Origin of the sequence: Cohnella sp. AR92 (assembly GCF_003990975.1) — a bacterium.
In the GTDB taxonomy this organism is placed as follows: domain Bacteria; phylum Bacillota; class Bacilli; order Paenibacillales; family Paenibacillaceae; genus Cohnella.
In genome coordinates this window covers 96383-106874 of the sequence record NZ_RZJR01000018.1, presented here as the reverse complement: position 1 = coordinate 106874, position 10492 = coordinate 96383, and the positions used below count along the sequence as shown (strand labels likewise).

The 10492-nt window shown below is 55.7% G+C and carries 8 protein-coding genes; 7 read left to right on the top strand and 1 reads right to left on the bottom strand.

Annotated features, from left to right (window positions below):
• The first annotated feature begins 480 nt into the window (after positions 1–480).
• From citZ to ELR57_RS24555, 4 genes are all read left to right on the top strand, one after another.
• A complete protein-coding gene (citZ, locus tag ELR57_RS24570; RefSeq protein ID WP_126961986.1) occupies positions 481–1596 on the top strand; it encodes a citrate synthase in 1116 nt (371 codons plus the stop codon).
• Positions 1597–1716: 120 nt separating this feature from the next.
• Positions 1717–3012 (top strand): NADP-dependent isocitrate dehydrogenase, encoded by a 1296-nt coding sequence (gene icd / locus ELR57_RS24565; protein WP_126961984.1) that lies wholly within the window; start codon positions 1717–1719, stop codon positions 3010–3012.
• 275 nt (positions 3013–3287) lie between these two features.
• Entirely contained in the window at positions 3288–4232 is a 945-nt protein-coding gene (gene mdh, locus ELR57_RS24560) for a malate dehydrogenase (RefSeq protein WP_126961982.1), read from the top strand.
• A 191-nt stretch (positions 4233–4423) separates the two neighbouring features.
• Positions 4424–4849 (top strand): hypothetical protein, encoded by a 426-nt coding sequence (locus ELR57_RS24555; protein WP_126961981.1) that lies wholly within the window; start codon positions 4424–4426, stop codon positions 4847–4849.
• A 455-nt stretch (positions 4850–5304) separates the two neighbouring features.
• On the opposite strand, the gene yfbR is transcribed toward ELR57_RS24555, so the two are convergent.
• Positions 5305–5898: a 5'-deoxynucleotidase gene (gene yfbR, locus ELR57_RS24550; protein ID WP_126961979.1), complete on the bottom strand. Its 594-nt coding sequence runs from the start codon at positions 5896–5898 to the stop codon at positions 5305–5307.
• Between the two features lie 267 nt (positions 5899–6165).
• Here yfbR and ELR57_RS24545 point away from each other — a divergent pair, with 267 nt between their 5' ends.
• The 3 genes from ELR57_RS24545 (at position 6166) to ELR57_RS24535 (ending at position 10450) form a co-directional block, all read left to right on the top strand.
• Positions 6166–7713 (top strand): fumarate hydratase, encoded by a 1548-nt coding sequence (locus ELR57_RS24545; protein ID WP_126961977.1) that lies wholly within the window; start codon positions 6166–6168, stop codon positions 7711–7713.
• A 53-nt stretch (positions 7714–7766) separates the two neighbouring features.
• Complete coding sequence (pnpS, locus tag ELR57_RS24540) at positions 7767–9566, top strand: two-component system histidine kinase PnpS (RefSeq protein WP_126961975.1); 1800 nt, start codon at positions 7767–7769, stop codon at positions 9564–9566.
• 152 nt (positions 9567–9718) lie between these two features.
• Positions 9719–10450, top strand: a complete 732-nt coding sequence (locus ELR57_RS24535; RefSeq protein WP_126961973.1) for a response regulator transcription factor — start codon at positions 9719–9721, stop codon at positions 10448–10450.
• The last annotated feature ends 42 nt before the right edge of the window (positions 10451–10492 follow it).

Sequence of the window (10492 nt, the reverse complement as noted above, 5' to 3'; positions counted from 1 at the left end):
CATTAAAAGATATGCCGTGGTAGAGATCGCTTACCGTGAAGGTTTCAAAGATGGGTTGTCATTCAAATAAGGTTGAAATCAGAAAGCCCCAGTTAATTCCTGGGGCTTATTTTTATGCGACCACGTTTGACCACATATTGACCACATCGGAGTGTTAAAGATGTTCGGCATGTTATGAATTAAAACGAGTGCGCTAGTAAATAATGACGTATGTTTGTCAAATTACATATCAAAAATCGAAAATGAGAGCTTATTCTTATACCTTCGATAAAGCATTTTTATGTCTCGTTTTGTTCCAATCGAAGTTGAAATCGTTTATCATTGATTATGACTTGAATTCGTAACATTTTTCGATTTCAGCTTAAAAATAGGCAAAAACAGCTCTAAAGTTTGACGAAGTCGGGAATATTGCGATCATTCCAGCGGATTACGCTTTTTTTGAGTGATTTCTTAACCATTACGAACAAAGGAGAGATATCCATGACAGCAACAAAAGGCCTGGAAGGCATCGTAGCTGCGACGTCATCGATCAGCTCTATCATCGACGGCGTGCTCACGTACCGCGGCTATAACATTGACGAACTAGCAGAGAAAGCGACTTTCGAAGAAGTGGCTTATCTGCTCTGGCACGGCAAGCTGCCGAATTCGTCCGAGCTTGCTTCGCTCAAGGCTCAACTGGATGAATACGCGCAGGTTCCGGAAGCGGTTATCGCCGGCCTTCGTTTGTATCCTTCCGGCAGCAACTCGATGGCGGCTCTCCGCACGGCGATCTCCAGCTTGGCACTGTACGACGACGAGGCTCAAGACATGAGCCGCGAGGCTAACTTCCGCAAGGCCGTTAAGCTTCAAGCTCAGCTTCCTGCGGTCGTAGCCGCATTCGCCCGCATCCGCGAAGGCAAAGAGCCTATCGCTCCGAAGAAGGGCGCAAGCGTCGCTTACAACTTCCTCTACATGCTGTCGGGCGAAGAGCCTGCAGCCATCGCGGTAGAAGCTTTGGACAAGGCTCTTGTCCTGCACGCCGACCATGAGCTGAACGCTTCCACGTTCGCCGCTCGCGTCACGGTGGGCACTCTGTCCGATATCTATTCCGGCGTAACCTCCGCTATCGGAGCCCTTAAGGGCCCTCTGCACGGCGGCGCCAACGAAGCGGTCATGGTCATGCTTGACGAGATCGCTACCCTCGAGAACGTCGAGCCTTACGTGCAAGCCAAGTTCGACAAGAAAGAGAAGATCATGGGCTTCGGCCACCGCGTTTACAAGAACGGCGACCCTCGCGCGAAGCATCTTCAAGCGATGTCGAAGTCTCTCGGCGAGCTGAAGGGCGACATGAGGCTGTACGAGATGTCCGTCAAGATCGAATCGATGGTTGTCGGACAGAAGGGCCTTCGTCCGAATGTCGACTTCTATTCCGCTTCTTGCTACACTATGCTGGGTATCCCGCGCGACCTGTTCACTCCGCTCTTCGCGATCAGCCGCGTCTCCGGCTGGACGGCTCACATCCTCGAGCAATACGAGGATAACCGCTTGATCCGCCCTCGCGCCGAGTACGTCGGTCCGGTCGGCCAGAGCTACGCGGCGATCGAAGATCGCGCATAAGAACGAGTCGGTTATTTGCCGGCGGTCCGTCCTCTTCCCCGCATCTGTGGGCGGGGGAGGACGAGCGCCGGTTTCTTGCGGTAAAATACACATAGACGATATTTAGGAGGAGAATCATTCATGGCACAACTCGAGAAATTCGCGGCGCCGACTTCCGGCGAAGCCATTACCGTACAGAACGGCGTTCTGAACGTACCTAACAACCCAATCATTCCGTTCATCGAAGGCGACGGCACGGGCCGCGACATCTGGCGCGCTTCCCAGCGCGTTCTGGACGCAGCCGTAGAGAAAGCCTACAAGGGCGAGAAGAAGATCGCTTGGTACGAAGTGTTCGCAGGCGAGAAAGCATTCAATACTTACGGCGAGTGGCTGCCGGCTGACACGCTGACGGCTATCCGCGAATACATCATCGCGATCAAGGGTCCTCTGACCACTCCGATCGGCGGCGGCATCCGTTCCCTGAACGTTGCTCTTCGCCAAGAGCTGGACCTGTACGTTTGCTTGCGTCCGGTTCGTTACTTCAACGGCGTTCCATCCCCGGTTAAGCGTCCTGAGCTCGTTGACATGGTTATCTTCCGCGAGAACACGGAGGACATCTATGCCGGTATCGAGTATCAAGCAGAGACGGCTGACGCCAAGAAGGTAATCGAGTTCCTGCAGAAGGAAATGGGCGTTAACAAGATCCGCTTCCCTGAAACGTCCGGCATCGGCATCAAGCCGGTATCGTCCGACGGCTCGAAGCGTCTCGTTCGCGCGGCGATCGAATACGCGATCAAGCACAAGCGCAAGTCCGTTACCCTCGTTCACAAGGGCAATATCATGAAGTTCACGGAAGGCGCGTTCAAGAACTGGGGCTACGAAGTAGCGGAAACCGAATTCGCCGGCCAAACCTTCACGTGGGGCCAATACGACAAGATCAAGGCCGAGCAAGGCGAAGAAGCGGCTAACGCGGCGCAGAAGGCTGCTCTTGCCGAAGGCAAGATCCTCGTAAAGGATGCTATCGCCGACATCGCGCTTCAGCAAGTTCTGACTCGTCCGACGGACTTCGACGTTATCGCGACGTTGAACCTGAACGGCGACTACCTGTCCGACGCGCTGGCTGCGCAAGTAGGCGGCATCGGTATCGCTCCGGGAGCGAACATCAACTACCTGACGGGCCACGCGATCTTCGAAGCGACTCACGGCACGGCTCCGAAGTATGCGGACAAGGACGTTGTTAACCCGGGTTCCGTTATCCTGTCCGGCGTTATGCTCTTCGAGCACCTCGGCTGGCAAGAAGCGGCTGACCTCATCTACAAGGGCCTTGAAGATTCCATTAACGAGAAGGTCGTCACGTATGACTTCGCTCGTCTGATGGAGGGCGCTACGGAAGTGAAGTGCTCGGAGTTCGCGGACCAAATCATCAAGAACATGTAAGGGCGGTCCCCTACGATTCCCTATAAACCGTATTAAATAAATTCATGCCAAACAGCTCATTTCAATTCCGAACCCCCTCACTCCCCCTTCCAAGGGGGACTCCGAGGGCTGGGTTCATGCTCCCGAAGATGGTTTCCTGACGGAAACCTGTACCTCTGGACACCCGAACGAATAACGTCTGGGAGACAGAAGCGCAGGGAACAATAGGATTGGAGAAGAGAGTTTGGCATGTTTTTTTATTACCTAAATAAGCGAATCAGGAGGGAGTTCTTGACATGGCGATCAAACGAGCGAAAATAACGGTAATCGGGGCGGGGTTCACGGGAGCGACGACGGCGCTTATGCTGGCTCAGAAGGAGCTGGGGGACGTCGTTCTGTTGGATATTCCTCAGCTGGAGAATCCAACGAAGGGCAAGGCGCTGGACATGCTGGAATCGACTCCGGTGCAAGGGATCGATTCGCGCATTACGGGGACGGCCGATTATGCCGATTCGGCCGGTTCCGACGTCGTGATCATCACGGCGGGGATCGCCCGCAAGCCGGGGATGAGCCGGGACGACCTCGTAAACACGAATGCCGGCATCATGAAGGCCGTATGCGAGAACGTGAAGGCTACGAGCCCGAACGCCTACGTCATCATCCTCTCGAACCCGGTCGACGCGATGACTTACGTGGCCTACAAGACCCTTGGCTTCCCGAAGAATCGCGTCATCGGCCAATCCGGCGTCTTGGATACGGCCCGCTACAACACGTTTCTGGCGGAAGCTCTTAACGTATCGGTCGAAGACGTTCGCGGCGTCGTGCTCGGAGGCCATGGGGACGACATGGTTCCGCTCGTCCGTTATACGACGATCGGGGGCATGCCGGTCGAGAAGCTGCTCCCCAAGGAGCAGATAGACGCCATCGTCGCGCGCACCCGCGTCGGCGGCGGAGAGATCGTGAACCTGCTCGGCAACGGCAGCGCGTATTATGCTCCTGCTGCTTCTCTTGTTCAGATGACCGAAGCCGTCCTTAAGGACAAGAAGCGGATCCTTCCGGTTATCGCTCTGCTGGAAGGCGAGTATGGCTACAGCAACCTGTTCATCGGCGTCTTGGCGGTTCTCGGCGGGGACGGCATCGAGAAGATCTTCGAGCTGGAGCTGACGGCGGAAGAGAAGGCGGCGCTGGACAGATCCGCGAATTCTGTCCGAAGCGTTATCCAAGTCGTCGAGAACGGCTGAGCTTATTCCCGCGGAACTTAGCAGCCCTCGCATTCAGGCGATTCGGCCGAATGCGAGGGCTTTAATATGCGATTTGTCACCGTTTGTTCAGAAGTCGGCGAATCGTTGGAAGCGTTTTGTTTTGTTTGCCGCGAGAATTGTGTATACTGGACTTGGAATGTTGTATATTCTGCCAAAGGGGACTAGTGATCATGAATACGGTTATGTTGTTTCTGCACGTCGTCGGCGCCGTCGGGATGGGGATTTATGCGATTCTGCCCTTCCTGGTAGGCAAGTTCAAGCAGCTCTCGACTCCGGCCCAGGAAGGCCTTGCGAGCGGACTTCTGACGGCTGGCCGCGTCGGCCAATTCTCGCTGGTGCTGCAATTGCTGACGGGAGGCTATCTGATCTCCCAGGCTGACTATAAGACCGCATGGATGATCGTCATCATCGTACTGTTCGTCGCCATCGGAGCGATGGCCGGCATGGTTCAAGGACCGTTGAAGCGGATTCGCGCGGCTGCCGCCGGCAATCAGGATATCTCCGGCAACGTGTCCAAAGCCCGCACGTTCAGCGCGATCGCGTTCATTCTGTTTCTGGTCATTATCTGGTTGATGCAAGATCCGTGGTATGCGTAAAAGAGTACTTGCTTTAGCGGAACGAGAAAACAAAGGAGGCGCAGGGGGGGACCCCTGCGCCTCCTTTGTCGTTGACATGCGCGCCCGCGTTTGCCATATATATGAATTTTCGAATATAAATTTGCATAATCAAGCAAAATCGACAGATATATATGAAAAATCATATAGATTCTCTCATAAATATCCCTACACCATCGATTATATATGATTTTTCGAATATATTCTCCGGAACGACCAAAAGACGGGAAATTGTATTCGCATTTTCATATAGATTGAAGTCACACACCCACACACCCGCACACCCAAGCGGTCATCGGGCGGGGGTAGAGGTCAAGCAGTCAAGGTCAAGCGGTCAAGGTCAAGCAGTCAAGGTCATGCGGTCAAGGTCAAGCAGTCAAGGTCAAGCGGTCAAGGTCAAGCAGTCAAGGTCATGCGGTCGTGGGCTAAGGTCAAGGTCAGGCCTCGTCCTCCGCCAACTCGTCCAACGTTCTCTCGAAGCTGGAGGCGAGGCGGTCGAGGAACCATTCGACTTCGGGCAGATTCATGTCCCGCAGCCTTGCTTCCATCTGTCGGCGGGCCGTCGCGAACTCGCGGTTGCCCGCGGACATCTCGCTGACGCACTTAAGATAAGCGTCGAGCACGTCGGCCGCTTTGACCAGCTTGGCCAGCTCGGGCGATTCGGGGCCCCTGTGGAGCAGGGGGTGATAGACCTCTTGAAGCTCCTTCGGCACGGTGGCCAGGAGACGATCGGCCGCGATCGCTTCGATCTGCCGGAAGTTCGCGAGAATGTCCGGATTGTGATGCTTGACCGGAGTCGGAATATCTCCCGTAAACACTTCCGCGGTATCATGGAATAACGCATAGGATGCGGCTTCATCCGGGTTCACGTCCTTCCCGAACACATGCTTGGAGATGCTGCCGAGCAAGTGGGCGATAAGAGCCGCGTGGTAGGAGTGCTCCGCGACGTTCTCTCCGGATGTCTTGCGCATCAGGCTCCAACGTTCGATATACTGAAGCCGGTAAAGATAAGCGAGGAATGGACTGGACATGGGAGCCCCTTTCTCAATGACCGTCGATAGGAAATTATAAGAGATTATACCATATCGGATTGGCTCACTATCGAGGAATGTGGAAAGAACGCCGGCCGTTTTTTTCCAAACAGGTCATTGCGGGCAATTCTCTATAGGAATGGTTAGCGGACGAATTGTTCTCATTCCGTGAAGGATTTAGCTCCCTTTATGCATCGATGAATGGAAAAGCGTATGCTATTATATAGAAGTTGAGGATATGCGAAACGAGAGGAGCTTCGTGCTATTATGTCTAACTTTGAAGAGAGCATTTATAAGCTGGTCGTGGAGACTTCTACCAATCTTCCGGCGGACGTGCGCAGAACGATCGCCGCTGCCAAGGCGGCGGAAGACAGCGCTACTCGCGCGGGTCTGTCCTTGTCAACGATCGTCCAAAATATCGAGATGGCGGAGTGCAACGTTTCTCCGATCTGCCAGGATACGGGCATGCCTACTTTTATCGTTCATACGCCCGTCGGCGCTAATCAAATCATTATGAGAAGAGAGATTCAGCAGGCGGTTGCCCGCGCGACCAAGGACGGCAAGCTGCGCACCAACTCCGTCGATTCCTTGACCGGAGCGAATACCGGGGACAATCTCGGACCGGGAACCCCCGTTATTCACTTCGAGCAATGGGAGAAGGACGAGGTCGACGTTCGCCTTATTCTGAAAGGCGGCGGCTGCGAGAACAAGAACATTCAATACAGCCTTCCGATGGAGATCGAAGGACTCGGCAAGGCCGGACGCGACCTGGACGGCATCCGCAAGTGCATCATGCACGCGGTCTACCAGGCGCAAGGCCAAGGCTGCAGCGCGGGCTTCATCGGCGTCGGCATCGGCGGCGACCGCACGAGCGGTTATGAGTTGGCGAAGCAGCAGCTGTTCCGCCATGTCGAAGACGTGAATCCGATTCCGGAATTGGCCAAGCTGGAGGATTACGTGCTTGAGAACGCGAATAAGCTCGGCATCGGCACGATGGGCTTCGGCGGCAACGTCACGCTGCTCGGATGCAAAGTCGGCGTCATGAACCGCCTGCCGGCAAGCTTCTTCGTCTCGGTCGCCTACAACTGCTGGGCTTATCGCCGCCAAGGCGTACTGCTGGACGGCTCCAGCCACGAGATCAAGGAATGGATCTACGAGAGCGGCTCGAACCATCCGATGAACGCTTTCGAAGAGACCGCTTCGGCCGCCGCGGAGAAAGCGATCGGAGAAGGACGCCGCGAGGTCGTTCTGACGGCTCCGGTGACCGAGGAGCAGATCCGTTCGCTGCGCGTTGGCGACGTGGTTATCCTGAACGGCGAGATGCATACGGGCCGCGACGCGCTGCACAAGCACTTGATGGACCATGACGCGCCGATCGACCTGAATGGCGGGGTTATCTACCACTGCGGTCCGGTTATGCTGAAGGATGAAGAGGGCTGGCACGTCAAGGCGTTCGGTCCGACGACAAGCATTCGCGAGGAGCCTTACCAAGGCGAGATCATGAAGAAGTTCGGCATTCGCGCCGTTATCGGCAAGGGCGGCATGGGTCCGAAGACGCTGGCCGCGCTCAAGGAGCATGGCGGCGTCTATCTGAACGCCGTCGGCGGGGCCGCTCAATACTATGCGGAATGCGTCAAGAAGGTAAATGGCGTGGACCTGCTGGAGTTCGGCATTCCGGAGGCGATGTGGCATCTTCAGGTCGAAGGCTTCGCGGCCGTCGTCACGATGGATTCCCACGGCAACAGCCTGCATGCCGAAGTCGAGCGGGATTCCAAGGAGAAGCTGACTCAATTCAAAGATCCCGTGTTCGCGTAAAAATGGCAATGGTGCAAGCCCATCCGTTCCGATGCTGAGGAGCTCATTCGCGCATGCATAAATTTCGATTTAAACTGACGGCGTTGTTTATGCTGTTGATCGGACTTACCGTGCTGGCCGCGGGGGTTCTCATGAGTCATTCCTACAAGAAGAATCACCTGAGCTCGCTTGAGGATCACATGCTGTCGGAGATTCGCGTGCTGAACGAAGCCGTTCCTTGGCCTGCCGGCCAGACGCAGGAGCAGCAGACTGCTTATCTTCAAGAGGCGGCGAAGCATTATAAAGATATCGCCGACATGCGCATTACTTATATCCGTCCGGACGGCGTCGTGCTCGGCGATTCCGATCATGACCCCGGGACGATGGAGAACCATGCGAATCGCGAGGAAGTGAAGGAAGCGCTGGCTTCGGGCTTCGGAAGCAGCGTTCGCCACAGCTCGACCCTGAATCAGAACATGCTGTACGTCGCGATGAAGGTTCCGGCTGACGGGGAGCCGGAAGGCATCGTTCGCTTGGCGGTCAGCCTGAAGGATGTCGAGAGATCGCTAGGGAACATGTGGCTAGCGCTTGTCGTAGGGCTGCTCATTCTCTTCCTCGCGGCGACGGCGATCAGCTATCGGATTGCGCTCAGTGTCACGCGTCCATTGGAGAAAATGACGGGCGCAGCCAAGCGGATGGCGGATATGGATTACAAGCTGCGGATTCCGGACGGCGGCAAGGACGAGGTCAGCGAACTGGCTCGGGCTCTTAACGCGATGGCGAACAGCCTTCAGCAGCAAGTGAACGAGATCCGGCAGAACGAAGTGCGGCTTCAATCCGTTCTGGACAATATGACGAGCGGCGTCATCATGATCGGAGCGGACGGTCGGATCCGTCTCTACAACCGCGGGGCGGAACAGCTGCTCGGAAGTACCGCGAGGGAACGGACGGGGCGCAGCTTCGGCGAGATCAAGCAGCAGTACGAGCTAGTGCAGCTTATTCGCGAAGCGCTTCAGGTTCATGAACCGATTCATGAGGAGCTGACGGTGTATTACCCGGAGGAGAAGCTGTTGGAGCTGAATGCCATTCCGATGCGCATGAGTGAAGAGGAAGAGCAAGGGCTGCTGCTTGTCCTGCAGGACGTTACCGCCATTCGGCGGTTGGAGCGGATGCGCAGCGAGTTCGTCGCCAACGTGTCCCATGAATTGAAGACCCCGGTGGCGGCCGTCAAGGGCTTCGCGGAGACGCTCATGAACGGAGCGATGGAGGACAAGGAGACGGCCCAATCGTTCCTCAAGATCATTCATGACGAGAGCGACCGGCTGAACCGGCTGATCGGCGATATTCTGGAGCTGTCCAAGATCGAATCCCGGCGTTCTCCGCTTCAGTTCTCTCCCGTGGATCTGTATGCGTTCCTGGAGCGAATCACGGAATTCATGTCCACGGAAGCCTCCAAGAAAAGCATCGATCTGGAGCTTCAGGCGGAAGAAGAATTGTTCATCGAAGCCGACGAGGATCGTCTGGGCCAGATCCTGCTGAACCTGCTGCAGAACGGGATCAACTATACCCCCGAAGGGGGCAAGGTGAAGGTCAAAGCCGAGTTCGTCGAAGGCAAGGATTCGGAAGGCTTGGAAGACCGGGTGCGAATCACGGTATCGGATACCGGGATCGGCATTCCCAAGAAGGACCTGCCGCGCATCTTCGAGAGGTTCTATCGGGTGGACAAGGCTCGTTCCAGAAGTTCGGGAGGGACGGGGCTCGGCCTGTCGATCGTGAAGCATCTGGCGGAGCTTCATCATGGCACGATTCGGGTAGAGAGCACGGTCGGAGTCGGATCCCAATTCATTCTGGAGCTGCCGCTGCTTCAGCCTTAGGGCTGCCGTTTCCGTCTCTAATGCGAATGTCATCAATGCCGCTATTTTACGCACAGTTAACAAAAGGTTAACTTATGATTAACAGTGGCATGATATATTGTCATAGAGAGCACGAGCACAATGCGGCTGCAGCAGCCGGAGCGGAGGTACCCATGTCGGACAAAGTGCTAATCATTGAAGATGAGCCGACCATCGCGCGACTCGTAACTTATAACCTCTCCCTCGAAGGCTATGAGACGGAAGTCGTCGGCAACGGCGCGGAAGGCCTTCACAATGCCATTCACGAGGATTACGCGATTATTTTCCTCGATCTGATGCTTCCGGGGATGAACGGATTCGAAGTTCTTCAGAAGCTGAGACAGAACGGCATCAAGACTCCCGTTATCATCCTGACGGCCCGCAACGCGGAAGAAGAGGTCGTGCAAGGATTAAAGCTCGGAGCGGACGACTATATTACCAAGCCGTTCGGAGTCGCGGAGCTGCTCGCGAGAACCTCGGCGGTTCTCAGGCGCTCCCGCAACGACGGCGAAGCGGAGACGCCCCGCGGGACAAGCGGAGACAAGGTTCTGGCGCTTGGCGATCTGCAGATCTACCCGGATAAATACGAGGTTCTGCTGAACGGTCAGTGGATCTCGCTTCGGCCCAAGGAATTCGAGGTTCTGCTGTACCTGGCGGAGCGTCCCGGCATCGTCATTACGCGGGACGACCTGATGAACGTCGTCTGGGGCTTCGACTACATCGGCGGCCAGCGGACCGTGGACGTACACGTCAGCTCGCTTCGCAAGAAGCTCGAGCTCAACCAGCAGACCGTTCAGATCGAATCGATCCGCGGCGTCGGCTACAAACTGATCGTCAACCGCAAAGCAAGCTTATCCGGCAAGTAACCGGATAAGCTTTTTGCTTTTTCGGAGATCTTGGTCTTGACA

Coding starts and splice junctions, on each gene's coding strand:
- ELR57_RS24535 (WP_126961973.1), top strand. CDS start 9,719: ATGTCGGACAAAGTGCTAATCATTGAAGATGAGCCGACCATCGCGCGA.
- ELR57_RS24555 (WP_126961981.1), top strand. CDS start 4,424: ATGAATACGGTTATGTTGTTTCTGCACGTCGTCGGCGCCGTCGGGATG.
- mdh (WP_126961982.1), top strand. CDS start 3,288: ATGGCGATCAAACGAGCGAAAATAACGGTAATCGGGGCGGGGTTCACG.
- citZ (WP_126961986.1), top strand. CDS start 481: ATGACAGCAACAAAAGGCCTGGAAGGCATCGTAGCTGCGACGTCATCG.
- ELR57_RS24545 (WP_126961977.1), top strand. CDS start 6,166: ATGTCTAACTTTGAAGAGAGCATTTATAAGCTGGTCGTGGAGACTTCT.
- icd (WP_126961984.1), top strand. CDS start 1,717: ATGGCACAACTCGAGAAATTCGCGGCGCCGACTTCCGGCGAAGCCATT.
- yfbR (WP_126961979.1), bottom strand. CDS start 5,898: ATGTCCAGTCCATTCCTCGCTTATCTTTACCGGCTTCAGTATATCGAA.
- pnpS (WP_126961975.1), top strand. CDS start 7,767: ATGCATAAATTTCGATTTAAACTGACGGCGTTGTTTATGCTGTTGATC.